The sequence below is a fragment of the Photobacterium makurazakiensis genome (assembly GCF_050336715.1).
Taxonomy (GTDB): Bacteria; Pseudomonadota; Gammaproteobacteria; order Enterobacterales; family Vibrionaceae; genus Photobacterium; species Photobacterium makurazakiensis.
Map to the genome: position 1 here is coordinate 16,740 of NZ_JAKJSJ010000059.1, position 23,710 is coordinate 40,449.

Below are 23,710 nucleotides of genomic sequence, written 5' to 3' on the forward strand. Positions count from 1 at the left end.
AGTAAATAAACATGGCACCGTTTTTCTGACCCAAACGTGTAATGAAAGCGGCATTACTGTTGCCGCAGACGTTTTAGTCGTATTAAAAGTAAAGGGTGCGCATATTTTAAAATTGGCAGCAAAGATTAAATAAACTGATCCTTTATGCTTAATATACAGAAGGTTGTTCTAATTTTTGGGCGCTATTATCGCTTGTTTGTGGTTTAAACTGCTTAACTAATTGTTCTGCTCCACGGGCGAGTAGAGTTGTATCAACACCTACAGCGACAAAGCTTGCACCAAGTTCGAGGTAGCGGTGTGCAAGGGGCTGGCTCGCACTTAGGATTCCGGCTGCTTTACCTGCTTCAGATATCTTTATTATGGAGTTTTCGATAATAGCTTGTACTTCAGGGTGTCCAGGGTTACCAAGGTGACCGAGTGCTGCTGATAAATCTGCCGGACCAATAAAAATACCATCAACACCGTCAACGGCTAAAATTTCATCAAGGTTATCCAGTCCTTCTTTGGTTTCAATTTGCAGTAAAACACAGATTTCGTCGTCAGCAGTATGCAGATAATTATTATCTCTATTCCAGCGCGAGGCACGAGCTAGCGCGCTACCAACACCACGAATGCCATTCGGAGGGTAGCGAGTTGCTGAAACCATAAGTTTGGCTTCTTCTGCTGTTTCTATCATCGGGATCAATATGGTACGTGCGCCAATATCAAGAATTTGTTTTACCAGTACGATATCTTTCCATACTGGACGAATAACAGCTTCTGATGGGTAAGGTGCAATGGCTTGAAGCTGGCCTAGCATACTGTTGATGTCATTCGGGGCATGTTCGCCATCAATTAAAAGCCAGTCATAGCCTGCACCTGCAAGTAGTTCTGCACTATAGCTGTTAGCAAGACCAAGCCACATACCAATTTGAGGTTCTTGCTTTGCTAATGATTGTTTAAATGTATTCGGTGGTAATTGCATCTTCTTTCCCTGAGATATTTAAATTAGACAAATTGACAAGTAATTGAACCCATTGGGCCATAGTCAACAGAAAATGTATCTCCAGCACGAGCCGGTACTGGGCGGGTGAAAGAGCCGGCAAGAATGATTTGTCCTGGCTCTAACGTGACGTCGAAGGGGGCTAGTTTATTTGCTAACCACGCAATACCATTTGCTGGGTTGTTTAACACAGCGGCAGCAACCCCCGATTCTTCTATAACGCCATTGCGATAGAGAAGGGCAGATACCCAGCGTAAATCGACCTCTGTTGGTTTAATGACACGGCCGCCAAGAATTAAGCCTGCATTGGCTGCATTGTCAGAAATAGTGTCGAACACTTTACGCGGCCGACCACTTTCAGGATCGATGGATTGACTTCGGGCATCGATAATTTCAATCGCAGGGGTAATGTAATCAGTGGCATTTAATACATCGAAAATGGTTACGTTTGGTCCTTTCAGTGGCTTTTTCAAAATGAAAGCCAGTTCAACTTCAACCCTTGGCACAATGAAGCGATCTGTTGGAATTTTCGCGCCATCTTCAAACAACATATCGTCAAGTAGCGTGCCGTAATCCGGCTCGTCGATTTGTGAAGAGTACTGCATGGCTTTTGATGTTAGGCCTATTTTATGCCCAATCACGTTTCTTCCTTCTGCAATTTTTTTTTCTACCCAGCACTTTTGAATCTTATAGGCATCATCAATGGTGATTGTTGGATAGCTTAAAGAAAGCTGCTTGATTTGCTCTCTATGTTGCTCGGCATTATGCAATTGATTTGCCGCTTGCTGAATGATTTGTTCGGTTAACATTGACCCCTCTCTATCCTTGAGCTAACTAGTTAATACATTAACTATGTTGTTTGTTCTCTAAGTTGTCAAGCGTTTGTGTAGCTATGTTTCTATCAGGCTTATCTCTAAATTTATCTTTTGATTAACAATTGAATTTGATTCTATCCCTTGTATTTACAGTGGTTGGTGAAAAAATTAAATTCAAAGGTTGACGATATGTAAAATTATGGGTAACAATAGTTAATATATTAATTAATACATTAACTATCTACTTTGGGTGATGACGAATCTCCGAGAATGGAAAGGCAGCATTGAGGGAATATGATGAAAAAAGCACATGTTGAATATCAAGGTCAAAGAAAAACAATATTAAGTAAAGATGGCATCAATTGGGTTGATGAGGCTGGTGCGGCGATTGATGTTCAGCGAGTGTCTTGGCTTCCGCCTGCATCGGGAAGTCTTGTGGGCTTGGCCGTTAATACTGCACGCCATGCCGATGAAGTTGAGATGGAACTGCCAGAAAATCCTGTGCTGTATTACAAGTTACCCAATACATTAATTGGTCATAAAGATGTTATTCAACGCCCAGAGCAAATTAAGTGGCTGACGCCACAAGCTGAATTGGTCGTCGTTATCGGTAAGCCAGCCTATCGTGTGACTAAAGCTGATGCGCTAGGCCATGTTGAAGGCTACACAATACTTAATGGCGTAACAGCCCAAGATTACGTCAATAAGTATTACCGTCCACCGGTTAAAGCCAAAAGTTTTGATGGTACTGGACCAATTGGCCCGTGGATCGTGTCGGCAGATGAAGTGGGAAATCCCGATGAACTTGTTGTTACAACACGTATTAATGACGAGGTCATTTCAATAGGCAGCACTGCTGATTATAAACATAGCGTTGCGGATGCCATTACGTGGATCAGTAGTTTCATGACACTAAGAGCTGGCGACATGATTGCTATGGGGACGCCCTGTGCACTGGCTGAACTGAATGAGGGTGATTTGGTAGAAATTGAAATTGAAAAAGTCGGCAAGCTAGAGAATACCGTGGTAAACGAAATGATGTTTTACCAGTTGAAAAAGTAAACGGAATTAGCGGTTGTAATATTCATAAAAGGTGATGGAACATGATTAAAAATTACATTAATGGCGAATGGGTTTCTAGCCCAACGACCTTTACCACGGTTAACCCTGCAACAGGTGAAGTGCTAGCAGACGTTGCCCAGGCAACGCCAGAGCAAGTTGCTCAAGCCTGTGAGGCGGCACGTGCAGCTTTTCCAGCTTGGGCAAATATGCCAACCAAAGAGCGAGCTAAAATCATTGATCGCATTGGTGACTTGATTGCGGAAAATGTAGAAGAGCTCTCTGCGCTAGAAACGAAAGATACCGGTTTACCATTATTCCAAACGCGTAAAGCACTTGTTCCTCGTGCTGCTGATAATTTTTATTTTTTCAGTGAAACATCAAAGCAAATGAATGGCCATACCTATCCAGTTGATGACCAAATGCTTAACTACACGCTATATCAGCCAACAGGCGTTTGCGCACTAATTTCGCCTTGGAACGTCCCGTTTATGACAGGGACATGGAAAACGGCACCTTGTTTAGCGTTGGGTAATACAGCAGTAATGAAACAGTCTGAACTATCGCCACTGACGACTGATTTTCTTGCCCGCATCATGGAGCAAGCAGGTGTGCCTAAAGGCGTGTTTAACGTTGTTCACGGCTATGGTGCTGTAACGGGTGAAGCGCTTATTACTAATGAAGAAGTTAATGCGATTTCATTTACTGGCGGTACATCAACCGGCAAGCGCATTATTGAAAAAGCAGGCTTGAAGAAGTTTTCAATGGAGCTAGGTGGTAAGTCGCCAGTTATGATCTTCGATGATTGTGAATGGGAACGTGCCATGGATGCCGCCTTGTTTGGTATTTTTTCTATCAATGGTGAACGTTGTACTGCGGGCTCTCGTATTTTTGTTCAATCATCTATTTATGACAAGTTCTGTGAAGAGTTTGCACATCGCGCTAAAAATATCCGTTGTGGTGACCCGATGGATATGGACACCAAGGTAGGTTCGCTAATTTCACAGCAACACTTTGACAAAGTTACAGGCTATATCCGTACGGGTATTGAAGAAGGTGCAACATTGCTGGCTGGTGGCCCAGAAAAGCCAGATTATTTACCCGAGCACTTGAAAAACGGCCATTTTGTTGCCCCAACGGTTTTCCGTGATGTTACCAATAATATGCGTATTGCACGTGAAGAAATTTTTGGTCCTGTCGCCGTGATTATTCCATTCGATGATGAAGCCGATGTCGTTAGCATGGCTAATGATAATGAATATGGCTTGGCGTCTTACCTTTGGACAAATAACAGTGCTCGTGTACACCGTATCTCACGTCAAATTGAAGCCGGTATGGTGTTTGTTAATAGTCAAAATGTACGCGATTTACGTACACCGTTTGGTGGTGTGAAAGGGTCGGGGACAGGCCGTGAAGGTGGCTTGTACAGTTTTGAAGTATTTACTGAACCTAAAAATATCTGCGTTTCACTCGGTGAGCACCATATTCCAAAGTGGGGCGTATAGAACCGTAACCGATTAATCACCACCGATTAAAACTATCTCCAAATAAACTCAGAATTTATTAAAACCAAAGACTGGACCGACAGTTGAGCAGAATGCGTAGTCGCTGAGCTGTTGGGAATAACATAACAAGAAGTATCTGTACCTTACATTTAACTAATAACAAGAGGTCAATATGAAACGGATTTTATTAGCATTTTTCATGACGTTGTCAGCAATCTGTGTCTCTCTTTCTGCATCTGCCGCAACAACGCTACGTGTTGCAACATGGTTGCCTCCAACACACCCAATGAACGCAGAAGCCCTGCCAACGTGGGCTAAATGGGTTGAAGAAGCAACCGAGGGTCGAGTTGTCGTTAAGCTGGAATATGATTTGGGCCACCCTAAAAGCTATTTCGATTTAGTGGAAGATGGTGTTGTTGATGCTGGCTGGTCATTACATGGATATGTGCCAGGGCGCTTTGTAAGTACAGAATTAGCAGAGCAGCCAGCAATTAATGCAGATGCTGAAGCAAGCTCGGTTGCTTACTGGCGAGTGAATGAAAAATACCTTGCAGAAGCTGAAGAGCATGATGGGCTAGAGCTGCTAGCACTCTTTACCAATGGCCCGAGCGTTTTGCATTTGCGAGAGGCGGTTAACACTATTGACGATTTGAAAGGACTAAAAATTCGGGCGCCAGGTGGTATCGCAGCCGCTGTGGGCGAAGAGTTGGACGTTACCAATGTAAATGCACCTGCACCTAAAATTTATGAAATGTTGCAGCAAGGCGTAGTAGATGGCGTATTCATTGCGTTACTTGATCAGAAAGCCCTGCGTTTGAATGAAGTCACAACACAAGTTATAGATTATCCAGGTGGCTTATTTCGCGGTAGCTTTTCGGTCTTTATGAATGAAGATTTCATGTATGAAATCAGTAAAAAAGACCGTGACGCGATAGCATCTGTCTCTGGTGAAAAACTGTCAGCCATGATTGGCCGAGTTTGGAGTAAGGCCGATAGTGTCGGCTTGGCTGCAGCAGAAGAACGTAATGTTGATTATGTAAAATTGGCAGCTGATAGCATCATGGCAAAAGATATTTCATCTCGTATTGCTGGTGTTAGTGATGAGTGGGTCGAACGCGCCGATGATAAAGGCTTTGATGCAAAAGCGGCATTAACTGAATATCGTCAAATTGCAGAATCTTACCAGAGCGAGTTGTAATTATGACTTTCTCTGAATGGTTAAATCAAAATTATGATGAGCCGGGGCCACTCCGCATTGTTTCGTTTCTGCTTGAGTGTCTAGCGGGTACAGCGTTAATGATGCTCATGCTAGTAACCTGTTTTGATGTTATCGGTCGTTACTTTTTCGATAGCCCCATTCAGGGAGCGAGTGAAATTACTGAGATTGGTATCGCATTAGTGGTGTTTTCACAAATGCCAAAAATAACCTGGAGTGGCGGTCATGTCGTGGTCGATATTCTTGACCGCTTCATGAAGCCTGTGGTTATTCGTCTACTTGGCACATTTTCAGCCATTATTATCAGCGCTTCATTTTATTTCTTGGCGGTACGTATCTGGGAGCTTGCCGCTCGTTCAATTAAACGAAATGAAACCACAGAATACTTAGGGTTCTCAGTCGGAATCATTGTTCAGTACATAGCGATCATGAGCTGGGTAACCGCTGCGGGTGTATTAACTTGGGGCATTACCCGTTTGTGGACAGTTAATAAAAAAGAACAAACCCATACGGTTGAGGGATAAAACATGGAAGTTGCACTAATTGGTTTCGCCATTATGTTGGTTTTTATCCTTGTTATGCGAATGCCAATTGCATTAGCGATGGGGGTAGTAGGGTTCTTTGGTTTTGCCTATCTGCAAGGGCTTGATTTTTCAACGTTCAATGAGTTTCGTTGGAAAAGTGTATTAACCATGGCATCGCGGCGGGTTATCGATACTGCGCAAGATTATAACTTGTCAGTTATCCCGCTGTTTATTTTAATGGGTAACTTGATTACACGTTCCGGGTTATCGCAAGAGTTATATACCGCATCATATGCATTGTTGGGCCATCGCCGAGGTGGGCTGTCGATGGCAACTATTCTTGCATGTGGTGGCTTTTCGGCAATTTGCGGTTCAAGCTTAGCAACATCGGCTACGATGGCCAAAGTCGCGATGCCGCCCATGCGTAAATTTGGTTATTCTGATTCCCTTGCTGCCGCATCAATTGCGGCTGGTGGTACGCTGGGAATACTGATCCCGCCAAGTGTTATTTTGGTTTTATATGGCCTATTAACAGAAACGAGCATTCGAGAATTATTTGCAGCGGGGCTCATTCCGGGCTTGTTAGGTGTGTTGCTTTATTTGGCTGCTGTGCAATACGTAGTCTGGCGTAACCCAAGTGCAGGTCCTCGCGGTGAGTTAATGAGCTGGTCTGAGCGCTGGCAAGAAATTAAGAAAGTACGTGGCATTGTTGGTCTGTTTATTTTAGTGATGGGCGGCGTTTATGGTGGCATCTTTACACCAACTGAAGCGGCTGGAATTGGCGCTGGTGGTGCATTTGTTATCGCGATTTTACGTAAATCTTTAAACTGGCGTGTGCTATTTGACGTGTTGAGTGATTCGTCTAGAACAACTGGCATGTTATTTGGCGTGTTAATTGGGGCACTTATATTTTCAAACTTTATCAATCGTGCAGGTTTGCCTGACGACCTATTGAATCTTGTTTCGGCGTATGATGTTTCGCCGACCATGGTTATTCTAATGATCATTGCGGTGTACATTGTTTTGGGAATGGTATTTGAGTCCTTGTCGATGCTGATGTTGACGGTACCAGTATTCTTTCCTTTGGTAGCAAGCCTAGGCTTTGATCTAGTGTGGTTTGGTATTGTTGTGGTGATTGTCACTGAAATTAGCCTAATTACTCCACCTGTCGGTATGAACGTCTTCGTATTGAAAGCAGTATTAAAGAATATTAGAACCAGTGAAATATTTCGTGGTGTAACACCGTTTTGGTGTGCTGATATTGTGCGTTTATTACTTGTTATGGTAATTGCTGAAATATCACTGTTCTTGCCCCAATTGTTGTATTCATAATGCATCAGAAGGCATAGGGTTTAATGCCCGAAGTGATTTGCTAGGGAAAAGAAATTAGGAAGGAAAAGGATGCCACATTTTATTATTGATTATTCACCAAACCTTGAAAAGCATGTGAGTTTTGATGAACTGTTCCATTCGTTGCATGGGTTTATCGAGCAATCAGAGTTCTTTCCTATAACGGGCTGCCGTAGTCGAGCTACTGCGGTTAATCATTTTAGAGTGACAAATGGTAACCCGTTATATGCGTATATCCATGTTAATTTCCGGGTAGGTTCTGGTCGTACGCAAGAGCAGTTAAAGCATGCTGGCGACGATATATGCCAGCTGTTAGAAGCGTGGTTAGAGCCTATTAATCAAACAGGGGCGGTCATTTGTGCTCTGTCGTTTGAAATTAGCCAGATAGACCCCGTGTTAACATGGAAACATAATCCGATTCGGCAACATATGAATCAATAGTGTGTGACTTTTGGCTGGGATATCCCAGCTTTTTTTTGCCAATGATTTGGTGAATTTTAGTTTTTTAATAATACACCCTTGACCTTGGAGTTGACTCAAGGGTTATGCTTGCTTTAGTTTTTTAAAGGAGTAAGCAAATGAGTGAATGTGCAAGCAAGTCGTGCTGTAATTCTGCAGCCGTAACCAGATCGAATGCAGTTTCTATTAAAGGCAATAAGAGCTATCGCTATAGTGTTACTGGAATGGATTGTGCAGCGTGTGCTGCCAAAATAGAAAAAGCACTGCAATCAATGAAACCCGTTAGGCAAGTCAGAGTTACTTTTGCTACCGAGCGGCTCATTGCTACTTTAGATGAAGATGCCGATCCCGACCTGATAGAGCAAACGGTGAATCAACTGGGGTTTCGATTAAAAACGAATGACTCGGATGAAGAACTGCCATTTTGGAAAAACTATACCACTTTTTCTCTCTTAGCTTCATTAATGACGATCGCTACCATACTAACCGCCATTGACTCGGGCTTTGGTAAAATAGGATTCTATATTGCAACCGTGGTCGGTGTTGTTCCTTTTGCCTATAAATCTTTTATGCAAATGAAAAATGGCACATGGTTCGGCATAGAAACGCTAATGACTGTTGCAGCTATTGGTGCTTTGATCTTAGGTGAAACCGTTGAAGCTGGATTAGTGCTTCTATTATTTTCCATTGGCGAAATGTTGGAAGGGTTCGCGAGTCAAAAAGCAAAAGCCGGCATAAAAAGCTTAATGAACTTGACGCCAGATACGGCACTAAAAATCGAGAATGGCGAACGATTTGAGGTACAAGCAGACTTCTTGAATCCGGGCGATACCATTGAAGTGCTTCCAGGAAGCCGACTTCCAGTTGATGGCATACTTGACAGTCAATTAGGCATTTTTGATGAAAGTGCGTTAACGGGTGAATCTATTCCCGTTAGCAGAAACAAGGGAGAAAAAATCCTTGCTGGTAGTTTAGTTGAAGACCAGCCTGTAAGGCTAACCGTTGAATCAGAAGCGGGCAATAATGCGATTGACCGAATAATCACCCTTATCGAAGAAGCAGAAGAGCGTAGAGCACCAATCGCACGGATGGTTGATGCCTTTAGTGCTTGGTACACACCTTTGGTAATGGCACTTGCCGCTCTTGTAATGGTTATTCCACCAATGTTGTTCGGTGCAGAGTGGATGCCTTGGGTATATAAAGCGTTGGCATTACTACTGATTGCATGCCCTTGTGCTTTGGTTGTTTCAATACCTGCGGCAGTAACATCGGCACTGACTTCAGCCTCAAGGTTTGGTGCATTAATTAAAGGTGGAGCATCGCTTGAGCAATTAAAAGATATTACTAAGCTCGCTTTTGATAAAACCGGCACTTTAACTGAAGGTAAGCCGAAAGTAACAGCGGTTTTACCCTATGGTGAAACACTGCCGACCTTGTTGAAGCTGGCTACGTCTGTAGAGCAGGGTTCTAGCCACCCCTTAGCAAAAGCCATTATCGAGTATTCACAGGATAATGGGGTAGAGCGTGTAGAAGCGAATAACATTCAGGTCATTAACGGGCGAGGTGTTATTGGTGATGTTGAGGGTCGAAAGATACAAATTTTGGCACCGCGTTATGTTGCTGAGGGTGTGCTTTCAAATAGCGATTGTGAAAGTACGGTGCAAGAACTCGAATCAAAAGGGAATACGGTCGTTGTTGTATTAGAAGATCAGAATGTTCTAGGGCTGATCGGGATTGCTGATACGGTAAGGGACGATGCGAAGCAAGCAATCGATGAATTAAAGAGGATGGGGATCGCGAGCGTCATGCTTACGGGGGATAATCGTCGAGCAGCTGCATCAATTGCGAATGAATTAGGGATTGATTATAAAGCTGAGCTTTTGCCTGAAGATAAGGTGACATCGATTATTCAGTTGCAAGATGAAACCCAGGGTGCGGTTGCAATGATCGGTGATGGCATTAATGATGCACCTGCATTGAAAACAGCTGAATTGGGAATCGCGATGGGCCGTGGAAGCGATATTGCTCTGGAAACGGCAGATGCTGCGATTACGCATGAACAGCTGACAAAGCTGCCAATGATGATTCAGTTATCAAAAAATACTGCGTCTATCACCAGGCAAAATATCGTCATTGCACTGGGTATCAATACCTTTTTCCTTGCCACTACACTTTTCGGCATAACTGGGTTAATGGGGGCAGTACTGTCAGATGCAGGTGGAACAATATTAGTAACGTTAAATTCATTAAGGTTAATGAAGTCAATGAATGGCTAAAATATTCTCCCTACCTATAACTAAGTGTGGTTAGTTATTTATTACTGARTGTAAGAAGCCCCTCTCTAATAATTTGGAATAATTAGAGAGGGCTTAAACAATGAACCTTTTTTTAACCTCTTATCTAGACAAGTTCCCTCATTACATTTCATATCACGACTTATCTACTTTATAAACAATAAGGTAGACCACTCAACAAGTTGATTAGCTGTAATGTTAGTCATGATTCTGACATGTCTTATCAATAAAACAGTCATATAAAACCTGCACTGTGTATCTCGAATCAGACATGAGATGACGGACATGGATACCATCATAACAATACGCAATGTGAGTAAGACTTTTGGGTCTAAGCAAGCGCTGAAAGATATTAATCTTACGATAAATGATCGCTCGATGACTGCACTTTTAGGGCCTTCTGGCTCTGGAAAATCGACATTATTACGTCATTTAAGTGGTCTTATTATCGCGGATAAAACGACGGCTTCAGAGATAAAAGTATTAGGTGAGACTGTTCAAGGTCAGGGAAAAGCCAGTAAGCAGATCAGGCAATGCCGCGCCCAATCAGGCTACATATTTCAGCAATTTAACTTAGTAAATCGCTTGAGCGTGATGACCAATGTCCTCGTTGGAGCGCTAAGTACTACCCCAAAGTGGCGTACATTAACAGGTACTTATACGACCGAACAAAAAAAGCGGGCACTTCAAGCCTTGAAGCGGGTTGGTATGGAGCAGTTCGCCTACCAGCGAGTTTCTACTTTATCAGGTGGTCAGCAGCAACGTGTGGCTATCGCTAGGGCGCTGATGCAGGAAGCTAAGATCATATTCGCGGATGAGCCAATTGCTTCATTAGATCCTGAGTCGTCACGTATCGTGATGGAGCTGCTTGAAGACATCAATAAAAAAGAAGGCATTCCGGTAATTGTTACCTTGCACCAAGTCGACCATGCCTTGAAGTATTGCGAGCAGATCATCGCACTACGCGATGGTGAGGTGTTTTATCAAGGTGCCTCGACTGATTTGAGTGAACAAAAATTGAATGCGCTCTATGCAGCGAAAAAGCCAGAAACAGACACTTTGCTACCCGTTACCGAATTGGCACCTTCATATTAATCTAACGGAATAATAGAGGAAGAATCATGCTACGCACGATTAAAAACTTAGGCCGCTCGTTGGTGTTTACAGCAAGTATTATGGCCCCGATGACGACATTCGCAGAAGCACTTGAAGAGATTAACTTTGGCATTATTACCACAGATGCCCAACAAAGCTTAAAGCAGCGCTGGGAGCCAATGTTGAATGATTTAAGCAAAGAACTTGGTATTCCAGTTAAAGCATATTTTGCTCCAGATTATGCAGGGATCATCCAAGGGATGCGCTTCAAAAAGGTTGATTTCGCTTACTTTGGTAATAAATCGGCAATGGAAGCTGTTGATCGGGCTAATGCAGAAATATTTGCTCGCTATATCGATATAGATGGCCTTGAAGGTTATTACAGTGTTCTACTCGTCAATAGCGAGAACGATAAGATCAATACACTGCAAGATGTTATTGATAATCGTAAGGATCTAACGTTTGGTAATGGTGAGCCAAACTCAACGTCAGGCTTCCTCGTTCCCAATTACTATGCGTTAGCTCAGAATCATATTTCAGCGCATGACTTCAAACGCACCATAGCGGCGGGTCATGCAGCAAATGCAGTTGCTGTAGCGAACAAGCGCGTGGATGTTGCGACGAATCACACGATGAATTTGATGCGTTTAGAAAGCAGCACACCTGATTTGTTTAATAAGTTGAAAGTAGTTTGGCAGTCAGCGTTGATCCCTTCTGATGTTATGACATGGCGCAAAGATATATCTCCGGACTTAAAAGAGAAAACCCGGCAGTTCTTCTTGTCTTACGGTAAAGACAATAAAGACCAGCTAGAGAAACTTAAGCTACTTTCTTGGTCAGGTTTCTCCGCTGCAGACAATAACCAATTGTTGCCAATCCGCCAAATGGAAGCTTATAAATCATTGGTTGAAACCCAAGATAATCCGCGTTTAAGTGACAGCGAGAAAGCGAAACGCATTGCTAAATATGAAGCTGAGCTAGCGGCACTTGAAAAAGAAATCAAAGCACTTGAAGGCTAATTAGGAATTAATGCAGAGAGAGCTGCTCTTAACAAATATGGCTCTTTCTGCGGAAAAGGAGATATAAATGCAAACTCAACTAATGATGCCACAATCTAAGCTATCAATTAAAAATGCAGTGATAGCTGTCATCGTGCTAAGTGTACTGATGTGGGCTTGGCGTGGTGCTGAAATGGCACCGATGATGTTTCTTGAGCATCCTGAAAATATGGTGCAATTGCTCAATGACTTCTTTCCGCCAGACTTTACTGATCTCGAGTTATACCTATCCGAAATGCTAGTCACTATTCAGATTGGTATTTGGGGCACACTACTGTCAATTTTACTGGCAATACCGTTTGGTATATTGAGTGCTGAAAATTTAATGCCTACATGGGTGACATTTCCCGTTCGCCGTTTAATGGATGCACTACGAGCCATTAATGAAATGGTGTTTGCCATGTTGTTTGTTGTAGTGGTGGGATTAGGCCCATTTGCTGGTGTAATGGCATTGTTTATACACACAACGGGTGTATTGGCAAAGTTGTTTGCCGAAGCAGTAGAAGCCATTGAACCTGGTCCGATAGAAGGGATTAAAGCAACTGGCGCTAATTCTTTAGAAGTTATTTTATACGGTGTTATTCCGCAAGTATTACCACTGTGGATTTCATACTCGCTCTACCGGTTAGAATCAAACATTCGCTCTGCAACGGTTGTTGGTATGGTCGGTGCTGGTGGCATTGGCGTATTGCTTTGGCAATCTATATCTGGGTTTCAGATGCAACAAACGGCAGCCATTATGTTTATTGTAATTGTTACTGTCAGCATTATTGATTTTATTTCTCAAATTATTCGTAAGAAATTCATTTAATCTTCATGGAAGATTAATGAATAAATAAAAATTTTACGCTTACATGTCTAGATAAGTGAATGGGAAATAAAACAGGGATGATTCATGCGAGTGTATTTAGAAATTGCCAAAAAACTGGAGGATGACGTTCGTAATAAATACTCTCGCGGTGATTATTTACCATCAGAGTCTAAATTGGCTGAGTTCTTTTCCGTTAATCGCCACACTGTAAGGCGTGCGATTGATGAACTGGTATCTGCTGGTTTAATTATGCGACACCAAGGCAAGGGGAATATGGTACTTAGTCAGCCAGCTGATTATTACCTTCATGCTGGCGCTCATTTTACCGGGAACTTGTTAGAGCAAGGCTCCCTGCCTCGATGCGAGGTATTGCAATCTCGCATCTTGTTAGCCAGTGAGTCATTAGCAAAAAAATTAAATTGCGAACAAGAGACGAAAATTATTCATATTCGCACGTTCCGAAAAATAGATGGTGTTCCACGTACTGTCATTGACCATTATTTGCCTGAATATACGTGGTGGCCAATATTAAAATATTTTAAATCTGGATCACTGCATCAGTTTTTAAAAAAAGAACTGGGTGTGGAATTAATCAGAAAAAATACGCGGCTTAGGGCGCAAATGCCGAGTTCGGAATATTGTCGGCTACTGCAAATTAATTCCAACATACCCTTACTGAAAATACGAACCACAAATGTCATTAAAGGAACCGAGGTTATTGCTGAATATTCCAGCTCAAATACCCGTTCTGATGTCATTGAATTAGTCATGGAGCACTAAATGGATACGACTGACCAGAGAAAACACTGGATGTCAGTGCTAGCGAAAGCAAGTTTTGAAACACTGGAACAGCATTGGAAAGCATTGAATTCAATGCAGACACTACCGCTTGAATATCAGACTATTCGCCCAGCTGAAATTGGTCTTGCGCAAGTGAGAGCCAAAATGGGAGGAACAGGCCGTCAGTTCAATATTGGTGATGTCACGATCACCAGAGCCGTAGTGCAAATAGCCAGTGGTGAATTGGGTTATAGCTATCTACAAGGACGAAATAAACAACATGCTGAACTTGCCGCTGTTATCGATGCTTTGCTGCAAACCGATCAGTACCGAGAAGCCATTATGAATCAGGTGATTACACCGCTGGCTGCAGACAAAAAAGAGCAAGAAACATTAGTTCAACAACAAGTTGCAAGCAGTAAGGTTGACTTTTTTACCATGGTACGTGGCGAAGACTAAAAGCCGAAAAGGATTAACGGAGAAATACATGAGTAATATTACCTCGGCTTTTACAGATGCCGTTCACGACAGCCAAGCCTGCTTCCGTCGATTGCTAACTGCAATGTCTGAACCAGGTGTGGTGGTAACACTTGACCGTTGTCACGGCTTTGGCTCGATGATGCCTGCGTCAAGCCAAGTGCTACTTGCTATGGCGGATAATAGCACGCCGCTTTGGCTATCAACATCGCTGAGTCAAGATGCTTCAGCAACCGAAAATATCCACTTTCATAGTGGTGCAGTCACCAACGCAGAGCCGAATAAAGCCAATTTTGCCGTTATTGCCAAACAAGATCTGGCTACATTGCACCTTGATTCACTGTCTTTTAACGAAGGTGATGAAGAATATCCAGATCGCAGTACGACTGTGATTATCGAAACCGACAGTGTTACCGCAGGTACAAGTTTTGTATTAAGTGGGCCGGGTATTCAAACCCAAACAACAGTTCAACTTGGCGATTTACCGGCCTCATTAGTAGACCGCCTTTGTGAGCAGGGCAAACAGTTCCCACTAGGGTTAGATTTTATCTTTGTGTCAGGGCAACAAGTCGTTGCTATTCCACGTTCAACATCGGTGGAGGTTTCATCATGTATGTAGCAGTAAAAGGCGGTGAAAAAGCAATCAGTGCCGCACACCAACTTCAGGCACATAAACGTCGCGGTAATCCAGAAATACCGGAGTTGCAGGTTAGCCAGATTAGCGAGCAGCTGACAGGTTCAGTTGATAGGGTGATGACCGAAGGCGGGATCTACGATAAAGAGTTGGCAGCGTTAGCAATTAAGCAAGCTGCCGGGGATTTAGTTGAAGCCATCTTCTTGCTACGAGCTTATCGTACAACATTGCCACGCTTGGCTGTGTTGATGCCAGTTGATACCTCAGCGATGAAAATAGAGCGACGGATCTCTGCCACATATAAAGATCTGCCTGGCGGGCAGTTATTGGGGCCGACGTATGATTACACGCATCGCTTACTTGATTTCAGCTTGCTCGCTGAAGGTGAATATCCTGCACCAGAGCGTATTCAGACCGAACAAGAGCCCTGTCCACAAGTGCTGGGTATTTTAGAAAAACTTGATTTGATGGTGACAGAAAACGACGACGGTCAGTTACCAGAAGATATTACGATGGAGCCAGTTAATTACCCGTGTGACCGCTCGGCTCGCTTACAGCAGTTGGCCCGTGGTGATGAAGGATACTTACTCGCACTTGGCTATTCAACTCAGCGTGGTTATGGCCGAAATCATCCATTTGCGGGTGAAATGCGCTCAGGTAAGGTGACGCTGTCACTCGTTCCGGAGGAGTTAGGCTTTGATATCGATATTGGTGAAATCGAACTGACTGAGTGCCAGATGATCAATGGTTTTATCGGCAGTAAGCAAGAGAAAGCAAAGCTCACGAGAGGCTATGGCCTGACATTTGGTTTTACCGAGCGTAAAGCGATGTCAATGGCACTGGTTGATAGGGCGCTACAAGGTGCAGAGTATGGTGAGCTTGTTGATGGCCCTGCGCAAGATGAAGAATTTGTCCTTGCCCATGCCGATAACGTTGAAGCCGCAGGTTTTGTTTCCCATCTGAAGTTGCCACATTACGTTGACTTCCAAGCAGAGCTGGAACTTTTACGCAAAATGCATAAAGAGCACGATGAGATGATGGCACAGAAGTCAGATAGTGAGGGGAAATAAATGTCTCAGGTAAGTAATACAACGTCTCAAAAAACGCAAAACTCAACCAATCATGGATATAACTATGGTTATCTTGATGAGCAAACTAAGCGCATGATCCGCCGTGCACTCTTGAAAGCAGTGTCAATACCAGGCTATCAAGTACCGTTTGGTGGACGTGAGATGCCAATGCCTTACGGCTGGGGAACTGGCGGTGTTCAATTAACTGCAGCGATAGTAGGGCAAGATGACACTTTAAAAGTGATTGACCAAGGTGCCGATGATACGACCAATGCTGTTTCTATTCGCGAGTTTTTTAAAACTGTTGCAGATGTGAAGACGACTGAAACCACAACAGAAGCATCGATTATTCAAACCCGCCACCGTATTCCAGAAATTACATTACAAAAAGATCAAATCTTAGTTTATCAAGTGCCAATTCCTGAGCCGTTACGATTTATTGAGCCACGAGAAACAGAAACGCGAAAAATGCATGCGCTTCAAGAGTACGGGATCATGCACGTCAAATTGTATGAAGACATCGCGCGCTTTGGTCATATCGCAACAGCATATGCTTACCCCGTAAAAGTCAATGATCGTTACATCATGGATCCGTCCCCGATCCCGAAGTTCGATAACCCGAAAATGGATCAAATGGCCGCGCTGCAGTTGTTTGGTGCTGGACGTGAAAAGCGTATTTATGCCATTCCGCCTTACACCAAAGTGGAAAGCTTGGACTTTGATGATTACCCATTTGAAATTCAGCAATGGGATGAGCCGTGCAGTATTTGTAGTGCAACAGACGCCTTCCTTGATGAAGTGGTTATTGATGATGAAGGTAATCGTGTTTTTGTGTGCTCTGACACTGATTATTGTCGTCAAAATAACGAACAACAAACACAGCTACAATCAGCGCAGGCGCAATAGGGTAAGACGTAATGAATGATGGAATAAAAACAGTGAATAATCAGGAACAGCCGCTTCTTTCAGTCAAAGACCTCACTAAGCTCTATGCGCCGGGGAAGGGTTTCTCATCGGTGTCATTTGACTTGTATCCCGGTGAAGTACTTGGGATTGTTGGTGAGTCGGGCTCAGGTAAAAGTACATTATTGCAGTCCATTTCGGGGCGTTTAGCGCCGGATGATGGTGAGGTTTTGTATTTACGAGGAAATGCCGTTTCACAAATCAGTCAAATTGAAGATTTGTATGCCATGGCAGAAAGTCAACGACGACATTTGTTGCGTACAGAGTGGGGGGTGGTGCATCAGCACCCAATGGATGGTCTCAGAGGTCGAGTATCGGCTGGGGGGAACATTGGTGAGCGTTTGATGGCGGTTGGTGAAAGCCATTACGGTGAAATCCGTGAGAAGGCGGAGCAATGGTTAGGTGATGTAGAAATTCCAGCTGAACGTATTGATGATATGCCAACAACGTTTTCGGGAGGCATGCAGCAGCGTTTACAAATTGCTCGTAACTTGGTTACCCATCCCAAATTAATCTTTATGGATGAACCTACTGGCGGGCTTGATGTGTCGGTACAAGCCAAACTACTCGATTTACTCCGCCGCTTAGTGACTGACTTAGAATTAGCTGTGGTGATCGTAACGCATGATTTAGCCGTTGCCCGCTTGCTTGCTCACCGTTTGATGGTAATGAAGCAAAGTAAAGTCGTTGAGACAGGGTTAACAGACCAAGTGCTTGATGACCCACAACATCCTTATACCCAGCTACTGGTTTCGTCGGTATTACAGAATTAAAGGAAGTATTAGACATGAATAAGCCAATGATAAATGTAAAAAATGTCAGTAAGACCTTTATTCTGCATAACCAAAACGGCATTGAGCTTCCCGTTTTAACAGGCGCAGAATTAACGGTTAATCAAGGAGAGTGTGTCGTACTTCACGGTCACTCCGGTTCAGGTAAATCGACGTTGCTAAGAGCGTTGTATGCCAACTATGTCATTGATGAAGGGTCGATAACGATCAGTCATCATGGTGAATGGGTCGATCTTGCCACTGCAACTCCTCGCGCAATTTTGAATGTTCGCCGCGATACTGTTGGTTGGGTTAGCCAGTTCTTGCGTGTTATTCCTCGTATCAGTGCACTAGAGGTTGTGATGCAGCCGATGCTAGAAATCGGTGGCTGTCGTCAAGAGGCAGAACAAAAGGCAGCAACGCTATTATCACGTCTGAATGTACCTGAGCACTTATGGCATCTTGCTCCAGCAACTTTCTCTGGTGGTGAACAGCAACGTGTGAATATTGCTAGAGGCTTCATTGTTGATTATCCCGTATTGCTACTTGATGAGCCAACAGCCTCACTCGACGCAACAAATAGTGCTGTCGTTGTGAGTTTAATTGAAGAAGCCAAAGCCCGTGGTGCCGCGATTGTGGGTATTTTTCATGATGAAGAGGTCAGAAGCCAAGTGGCAGATCGTCTTTATGAAATGAAACCGACAGCGACTGGTCAGGTTGCTTAATAGTCTGAGAAAGGGAAAACAATGATTATTACCAATGTACACTTAGTACTTGAAGATCAAGTCGTCAATGGCTCTGTTGAGTTGGAAAACGGTGTTATCAAAGCAATGTCAGATACACCAAGTCAATTACCCCAAGCTTATAATGGTGAAGCGGGTTGGTTGATGCCGGGGCTAATTGAGCTTCATACCGATAATTTAGAAAAGTATTTCACACCTCGCCCTAAAGTGGATTGGCCACCTTTTTCTGCTATGAGTGCTCATGATGCTCAGTTGATTGGTTCGGGTATCACCACAGTGTTGGATGCCGTTGCTTTGGGTGACTACCGAGAAGGCGGAAAACGACAAGATAACCTCGATCATTTAATTGATACGGTTGTTGAAAGTGAAAAACGTGGTGTTAATCGAGCAGAGCATTTTTTACATCTACGTTGTGAAGTCCCGCATGAAACCACAGTCGATATGTTTGAACGTTATAGGGATGTACCTGCCGTTCATTTAGTGTCTTTGATGGATCATGCGCCAGGGCAGCGTCAGTTCGTCAATATTCAGAAATACCGTGAGTATTATCAAGGCAAATATAAGTTCAGCGACGAGAAAATGCATCAGTTCGAAGCTGAACAACGGGCACGTTCTGAGCGTTGGTCAGCCATTAATCGTGCTGAAATTACTTGCCAGTGTCGTGAGCATAGTATTCCAATGGCAAGCCACGATGATGCAACATTTGAACATGTAAAAGAGTCGCATGATCTTGGCATGGTTATCGCCGAATTTCCCACAACGGTAGCGGCTGCTCAAGCATCTCATGAACTCGGTTTGCAAGTTTTGATGGGCGCACCAAACGTGGTTCGAGGTGGGTCTCATTCTGGAAACGTGGCTGCTCATGAACTTGCCGCACAGGGGGTGTTAGACATTTTATCGTCAGACTATTACCCGAGTAGCTTACTCGATGCTATTTTCAAATTAGTGGAAGACGATCGTAATAGCCTTGATCTAGCTGCGGCCACAAAATTAGCAACATTAAATCCAGCCCAAGCCTTGCAGCTTAATGATCGCGGTGTGATTGCTGAGGGAAAACGTGCAGATTTGGTGTTGGCTCATCACTTGCATGATCATACTTATGTAACACGTGTTTGGCGAGAAGGCCGTCAGGTGTTTTAGATTCAGTATCACTTGAGATGGCAAAATCGGGAGGGTGAGAGTGCGAAATAAAAGCGCAAGGCTATTTTATGTAATTGGCGCATCCGGCGCAGGGAAAGATAGCGTATTACAAGCAGCACGTGAATTGTGGCCAGATAAAATGATGGTTGCACATCGCTATATTACACGTGCTGCCGAAGCGGGCGGCGAGAACCATGTTGAGCTTTCTGTTGCCGAGTTTTTGCAACGTAAATCGCAAGGCTTTTTTGCTATGGATTGGCAGGCAAATGGTTATAGCTACGGTGTGGGAAAAGAAATCGATATATGGCTGTCGCAAGGTGTCGATGTGATTGTCAATGGTTCGCGTGCCTACCTTGATACCGCAATTTCTTTGTACGGCGATAAACTTATTCCTGTCGTGATTGATGTGAAGCCTGCGGTGCTAGAGCAACGGCTTTATAAACGAGGGCGAGAAAGTGACAGTGAAATTGTAAAGCGGATGGCAAGGGCTGAGCAATATCGCCGACAATGCCCTGAAGAAGGGATTGTAATTGATAACAGCGACACGTTGGAAAGTACCATGAAGCAATTTACTCAATGCCTTTCTATTAGGGATGTCTGACGATATACGTCACGAATTTGTGGGAAGTGGCAAAATGAAATTAACGGTGATAGGGACAGGAAATGCTAGTCAGTTGCCTGTTTACGGTTGCAGTTGTAAAGCCTGTCATAGAGCTAAAGTTGAACCTCAGTATCGCCGCGGAAAAACGTCTGCAGTATTGAGTGTTAACAACAAACAGTTATTGATTGATGCCAATGCTGAGAACTTGCTCACTCGTTTTCCTGCTGGTGAAATTGATAGAATCCTACTGACTCATTACCATATGGATCATGTTCATGCGTTGTTTGACTTACGATGGGGAGTGAACGTAACAATACCTGTCGATGGGCCTGATGATCCTGCGGGCTGTGATGATCTGTTTAAACATCCGGGGATTTTAGATTTTCAATTACCGAAAGTGGCCTTTAAACCATTCAATTGGCAAGGTATTTGTATTACCCCATTGCCAATGATCCATTCAAAGCCTTGTATGGGGTATTGCTTTGAATGGCAGGGAAAGCGAATAGCGTATTTGACCGATACAGTTGATCTGCATGAAAAGGTTAAACAATGGCTACTGGAAAACCCAGTTGATTTGGTGTTGATTGATTGTAGCTTTCCCCCTGTTAACCGAGATGTAGGCGAACAACCACAAAATCATAATGACGTTACTCTTGCTAAGCAGATTCAATCTTCATGCAATGTAGCAAGAATGGGGTTGATCCATATAGGTCATAGCTTTGAAAGCTGGGCAATGGATAACCCTCAATATTTTAACCATACCTTCTTCTTAGTTTCCGATGGACAGGAATTCAATTATGGATAGGCTAATATCTCAGCCGTTATCACCGACACTTAGCGCTGAGCCAAAGGTGGCTGATAGCTGTCAAATGCATAATACTCAGCTTGGCCGTTGGGTCGAGATAAGTGATCGCTGTGTTCTGAATAATGTCGAAGTTGGAGATTATAGTTATATCCAAAATGATTCAAATTTGATGTTTACAGAGGTTGGTAAATTTACTTCCATTGCTGCGAGCGTAAGGGTGAACCCAAGTAACCACCCTTGGTGGCGTCCAACATTGCACCACTTTACTTACCGCCCAGGAAAATACCAGCTTGGAGACAATCCTACCGATCTCGATGACGATGTATTCGCCTGGCGAGCTGAAGACAAAGTAATAATTGGGCATGATGTATGGATTGGTCATGGTGCTATTATCTTACCGGGTGTAACTGTCGGTAATGGTTCTATCGTTGGAGCGGGTAGTGTCGTGACTAAAGATGTCCCGCCTTGGTCGATAGTTGTTGGTAATCCTGCACGTGTATTGAGATTTCGATTTGATGATGAGTCGATTGGGGAGCGCCTTAGTGCATTAGCTTGGTGGGATTGGCCTGATGAAAAGATCGCTCAACATTTGCCACTTTTCCAACAAGATGCTGAATCATTTATTACCCAGTTAGAGGCCATTGCTTAATGGCCATAATTGTAAGATGACTTATATGTGCGCCTCATAACAAGGCGCGCAAGTTTTTAGCAGCCACTGTCTTTAAATTTAACAATGTACATGCCTGTATTAACAGCATCGGTATAACTGACGAAACACTGATTGTTGAGTGATTCAGATTGATTAAATGAGATAGAGGCGGTACGGCCGTCACTGTCACCCCCTCTATTGGTGATGAAAAGGTCATCATCAATATCAAAAGCCCTTTTGACGTTATCAATATGAGCGGTTGGATACCCATTGCAGGTATAGATATCATCAATGAAAATGAAACTGTTCTCGACAGTTGCATCTTCGCTAATACTGTAACAACGCCTCTCTGAGCCATTAACCAGTGATTTTGTATAAACTATTGATGACATAGTGTGCATATTGCTTACCACTGTCTGTAATGTTGCACGCCTGGCATCTGATTGAATATTGAGCATTTTCAAATATGCGGTTAACGAAACTATGGCGAGGACTGTAATGGCTATAACAAGTCGAATCATTGACTTCCCTTTGTAATTTTAAAAAATCACTCTGGCATTAGCCTGGTGAATGATTCCTTGTTTTATCTTTGTTTTGAATATTGTTTTATTGCGTGGGATTTAATAGTAAAAAATATGCTTGTGTAAAGTGTTGATAGCACTTTTATTTGTGAGAAGGCGATTGGATAGGGAGTAACGTATTTGCGGGTTTTTTTAGCATGCAAATAAAAAACCAAAGGCATGGCCTTTGGTTCTAAAATGAGGGCGTGAACTACGGTATATCTAGAAGTGTAAGCGGATCACAGATTCTGCTACACAGCCTGGGCGACGAACACCTTCGATTTCAACCGTTAAAACCTGCACAATTTCTAACCCACGTTTGATTGGGGTAACTGACTCAATCTTAGTCGTTGCACGTACGCGGTTTCCTGCTTTTACAGGGTAAGGGAAACGGACTTGGTTCAGGCCCATATTGACCATCATTTTAGCCGTTGGAAACTTTTGCTTTTCTGGATCAACGCTGTCGGTTAATACCGAGAGTAATGATAATGTCAAAAAGCCATGAGCGATGGTGGTCTTAAACGGTGATTCAGCAGCAGCACGTTCAGGATCGGTGTGAATCCATTGGTGATCACCTGTAACAGCAGCAAAGCTATTAATACGGTCTTGATCAACGGCTAGCCATTGGCCAGTATGAATCACTTCACCAAGCGTTGCTGTTAGCTCATGATAAAGAGTTTCAGCTTCAGGCTTCATGACAATTGTCATTTCTTTTGGTGCTGACTCTGCTTTAGGAGAGGGGTGCTCAACAGTAGAGATTTCAGCGATATCATCATTAGACGCCGATTTCTTTTCAGCAATCAAAAGCCCTAACTGCGACTTATTCGCTTTATTAACAAAATCAAGCCAATGTTCACGAAGAGACGGTGAGAGTAAATCTTTTAGCTCAAACGAATGCAATGACAGACCATCACGTTTTTGCATTAAAAAATCGACAACTTTCATGGCTAAACCTTAATAAATACTGTTCATAACTGGAACAAGGCGATGTATTGTAATGATTAATTAAAATAAGAAAAGGGAAAATGTGCCCTAGATCTCGTTTTTAGTGGAGCTAAGCTACATCATATCCTTAAATATCAGCATGTTATTTAAAATTTGTGATTAGTGTAAAAGCGCTAAAGATGCTCATTAAATACACTGCTTTGTCGTTACGTGAATAGGAAAAAGTTATTTTCAGCGTACACGTGTACACGTTTGTTTATATTTTCTTAGCCGTTCAGCGTACACGTGTACATATATTTCTAGCTAACGCTTGTACGCTGAGTTAAATAGTGAAATTATCTTCCTAAAACAAAAATACACTATTTTTTATGATTTAAAAACAAAATAATCATAGCTCAATATGTG

Annotated in this window: 25 protein-coding genes; 21 read left to right on the forward strand and 4 right to left on the reverse strand. The window is 43.2% G+C overall.

Going from position 1 to position 23,710, the window contains the following annotated elements:
- Positions 1–148: 148 nt before the first annotated feature.
- Both hpaI and hpaH read right to left on the reverse strand, forming a co-directional pair.
- A complete protein-coding gene (gene hpaI / locus L4D09_RS22605) occupies positions 149–964 on the reverse strand; it encodes a 4-hydroxy-2-oxoheptanedioate aldolase (protein ID WP_428459793.1) in 816 nt (271 codons plus the stop codon).
- Positions 965–987: 23 nt separating this feature from the next.
- Positions 988–1,791 carry a 2-oxo-hept-4-ene-1,7-dioate hydratase gene (hpaH, locus tag L4D09_RS22610; protein ID WP_428459794.1) on the reverse strand — a complete coding sequence of 268 codons (804 nt, stop codon included), beginning with the start codon at positions 1,789–1,791 and terminating at the stop codon, positions 988–990.
- A gap of 303 nt (positions 1,792–2,094) precedes the next feature.
- Between hpaH and L4D09_RS22615 the strand changes: the two genes are divergently transcribed.
- The 21 genes from L4D09_RS22615 to L4D09_RS22715 all read left to right on the forward strand — a co-directional run bounded on the left by L4D09_RS22615 (position 2,095) and on the right by L4D09_RS22715 (position 21,800).
- Entirely contained in the window at positions 2,095–2,859 is a 765-nt protein-coding gene (locus tag L4D09_RS22615; RefSeq protein WP_428459795.1) for a fumarylacetoacetate hydrolase family protein, read from the forward strand.
- 41 nt (positions 2,860–2,900) lie between these two features.
- On the forward strand, positions 2,901–4,361 hold the full coding sequence (hpaE, locus tag L4D09_RS22620) for a 5-carboxymethyl-2-hydroxymuconate semialdehyde dehydrogenase (protein ID WP_428459796.1): 1,461 nt from the start codon (positions 2,901–2,903) through the stop codon (positions 4,359–4,361).
- A 172-nt stretch (positions 4,362–4,533) separates the two neighbouring features.
- The gene (locus L4D09_RS22625; protein ID WP_428459797.1) at positions 4,534–5,559 is read left to right on the forward strand and encodes a TRAP transporter substrate-binding protein; all 1,026 of its coding nucleotides are present in this window, start codon (positions 4,534–4,536) and stop codon (positions 5,557–5,559) included.
- Positions 5,560–5,561: 2 nt separating this feature from the next.
- Positions 5,562–6,101 carry a TRAP transporter small permease gene (locus tag L4D09_RS22630; RefSeq protein WP_428459798.1) on the forward strand — a complete coding sequence of 180 codons (540 nt, stop codon included), beginning with the start codon at positions 5,562–5,564 and terminating at the stop codon, positions 6,099–6,101.
- Positions 6,102–6,104: 3 nt separating this feature from the next.
- Positions 6,105–7,433 (forward strand): TRAP transporter large permease, encoded by a 1,329-nt coding sequence (locus L4D09_RS22635; protein ID WP_428459799.1) that lies wholly within the window; start codon positions 6,105–6,107, stop codon positions 7,431–7,433.
- Between the two features lie 69 nt (positions 7,434–7,502).
- Positions 7,503–7,892 carry a hypothetical protein gene (locus L4D09_RS22640; RefSeq protein WP_428459800.1) on the forward strand — a complete coding sequence of 130 codons (390 nt, stop codon included), beginning with the start codon at positions 7,503–7,505 and terminating at the stop codon, positions 7,890–7,892.
- Positions 7,893–8,029: 137 nt separating this feature from the next.
- The gene (locus L4D09_RS22645; RefSeq protein ID WP_428459801.1) at positions 8,030–10,186 is read left to right on the forward strand and encodes a heavy metal translocating P-type ATPase; all 2,157 of its coding nucleotides are present in this window, start codon (positions 8,030–8,032) and stop codon (positions 10,184–10,186) included.
- A gap of 303 nt (positions 10,187–10,489) precedes the next feature.
- Entirely contained in the window at positions 10,490–11,299 is an 810-nt protein-coding gene (gene phnC, locus L4D09_RS22650) for a phosphonate ABC transporter ATP-binding protein (protein ID WP_428459802.1), read from the forward strand.
- 26 nt (positions 11,300–11,325) lie between these two features.
- Entirely contained in the window at positions 11,326–12,318 is a 993-nt protein-coding gene (gene phnD, locus L4D09_RS22655; RefSeq protein ID WP_428459803.1) for a phosphonate ABC transporter substrate-binding protein, read from the forward strand.
- A gap of 67 nt (positions 12,319–12,385) precedes the next feature.
- Positions 12,386–13,168 (forward strand): phosphonate ABC transporter, permease protein PhnE, encoded by a 783-nt coding sequence (gene phnE, locus L4D09_RS22660; protein WP_428459804.1) that lies wholly within the window; start codon positions 12,386–12,388, stop codon positions 13,166–13,168.
- 84 nt (positions 13,169–13,252) lie between these two features.
- Positions 13,253–13,948 (forward strand): phosphonate metabolism transcriptional regulator PhnF, encoded by a 696-nt coding sequence (gene phnF, locus L4D09_RS22665; protein ID WP_428459805.1) that lies wholly within the window; start codon positions 13,253–13,255, stop codon positions 13,946–13,948.
- Positions 13,949–14,407, forward strand: a complete 459-nt coding sequence (gene phnG, locus L4D09_RS22670) for a phosphonate C-P lyase system protein PhnG (RefSeq protein ID WP_428459806.1) — start codon at positions 13,949–13,951, stop codon at positions 14,405–14,407.
- Between the two features lie 28 nt (positions 14,408–14,435).
- Positions 14,436–15,044, forward strand: coding sequence for a phosphonate C-P lyase system protein PhnH (phnH, locus tag L4D09_RS22675; protein WP_428459807.1), 609 nt, complete (start codon positions 14,436–14,438; stop codon positions 15,042–15,044).
- Positions 15,035–16,129, forward strand: a complete 1,095-nt coding sequence (locus tag L4D09_RS22680; protein ID WP_428459808.1) for a carbon-phosphorus lyase complex subunit — start codon at positions 15,035–15,037, stop codon at positions 16,127–16,129. Before phnH ends, L4D09_RS22680 begins: the two co-directional genes overlap by 10 nt.
- The gene (locus L4D09_RS22685) at positions 16,130–17,035 is read left to right on the forward strand and encodes an alpha-D-ribose 1-methylphosphonate 5-phosphate C-P-lyase PhnJ (RefSeq protein WP_428459809.1); all 906 of its coding nucleotides are present in this window, start codon (positions 16,130–16,132) and stop codon (positions 17,033–17,035) included.
- 11 nt (positions 17,036–17,046) lie between these two features.
- Positions 17,047–17,865: a phosphonate C-P lyase system protein PhnK gene (gene phnK, locus L4D09_RS22690; RefSeq protein ID WP_428459810.1), complete on the forward strand. Its 819-nt coding sequence runs from the start codon at positions 17,047–17,049 to the stop codon at positions 17,863–17,865.
- A gap of 14 nt (positions 17,866–17,879) precedes the next feature.
- Entirely contained in the window at positions 17,880–18,587 is a 708-nt protein-coding gene (gene phnL / locus L4D09_RS22695) for a phosphonate C-P lyase system protein PhnL (RefSeq protein WP_428459811.1), read from the forward strand.
- A 21-nt stretch (positions 18,588–18,608) separates the two neighbouring features.
- Positions 18,609–19,745 carry an alpha-D-ribose 1-methylphosphonate 5-triphosphate diphosphatase gene (phnM, locus tag L4D09_RS22700; protein ID WP_428459812.1) on the forward strand — a complete coding sequence of 379 codons (1,137 nt, stop codon included), beginning with the start codon at positions 18,609–18,611 and terminating at the stop codon, positions 19,743–19,745.
- A 40-nt stretch (positions 19,746–19,785) separates the two neighbouring features.
- A complete protein-coding gene (phnN, locus tag L4D09_RS22705) occupies positions 19,786–20,346 on the forward strand; it encodes a ribose 1,5-bisphosphokinase (protein WP_428459813.1) in 561 nt (186 codons plus the stop codon).
- A gap of 34 nt (positions 20,347–20,380) precedes the next feature.
- The gene (gene phnP / locus L4D09_RS22710; protein WP_428459814.1) at positions 20,381–21,151 is read left to right on the forward strand and encodes a phosphonate metabolism protein PhnP; all 771 of its coding nucleotides are present in this window, start codon (positions 20,381–20,383) and stop codon (positions 21,149–21,151) included.
- 4 nt (positions 21,152–21,155) lie between these two features.
- Positions 21,156–21,800, forward strand: a complete 645-nt coding sequence (locus L4D09_RS22715) for a DapH/DapD/GlmU-related protein (RefSeq protein WP_428459817.1) — start codon at positions 21,156–21,158, stop codon at positions 21,798–21,800.
- 56 nt (positions 21,801–21,856) lie between these two features.
- On the opposite strand, the gene L4D09_RS22720 is transcribed toward L4D09_RS22715, so the two are convergent.
- Both L4D09_RS22720 and L4D09_RS22725 read right to left on the reverse strand, forming a co-directional pair.
- A complete protein-coding gene (locus L4D09_RS22720) occupies positions 21,857–22,321 on the reverse strand; it encodes a prepilin-type N-terminal cleavage/methylation domain-containing protein (protein ID WP_428459815.1) in 465 nt (154 codons plus the stop codon).
- A gap of 261 nt (positions 22,322–22,582) precedes the next feature.
- Complete coding sequence (locus L4D09_RS22725) at positions 22,583–23,305, reverse strand: MaoC family dehydratase (RefSeq protein ID WP_428459816.1); 723 nt, start codon at positions 23,303–23,305, stop codon at positions 22,583–22,585.
- Positions 23,306–23,710: the final 405 nt, after the last annotated feature.